Origin of the sequence: Pseudomonas sp. SWRI154, from assembly GCF_014268645.1 — a bacterium.
Taxonomy (GTDB): domain Bacteria; phylum Pseudomonadota; class Gammaproteobacteria; order Pseudomonadales; family Pseudomonadaceae; genus Aquipseudomonas; species Aquipseudomonas marvdashtae.
In genome coordinates, this window is sequence record NZ_JABWQW010000092.1 from 1 (window position 1) to 385 (window position 385).

Here is a 385-nt window from a genome sequence, read left to right on the forward strand (position 1 = left end):
TGCTTGTCGTATTGGTAGCTGCGGCGGTTTCGTGTGTCGGACAGCGCGGCGAGGTTGCCGCCCGCGTCGTAGGAATAGTCGCGCCAGAACAGCTGTTGCTCTTGGGTCTGCCACACGGTCTGGGCCTTGAGGCGACCTTGTTCGTCGTAGCTGTAGTCGCTGAGCAGCAGGCCCTGCTGGCGTTGGGTCTCGCGTCCGCCTTTGAAACGGTGCTCGGTCAGGCACGTGCCGTTGAGGTCGATGGCGATCAGCGCGCCGCCCGGGAGGTGGCGATAGTCGAGGGTGCTGCGATCGGGCAGGCGGCAATGGATCAGCCGGCCCGCGCTGTCGTATCGATAACGCAGGGTGGCCCAGCCCTGGTGTTCGGCGACGAGGCGGTCCTGGG

At 66.0% G+C, this 385-nt stretch carries 1 protein-coding gene; it reads right to left on the reverse strand.

The genetic code is table 11. From position 1 onward, the window contains the following. A partial coding sequence (locus HU806_RS26295) for a hypothetical protein (RefSeq protein ID WP_186615819.1) occupies positions 1-385 on the reverse strand: 385 nt, incomplete at both ends.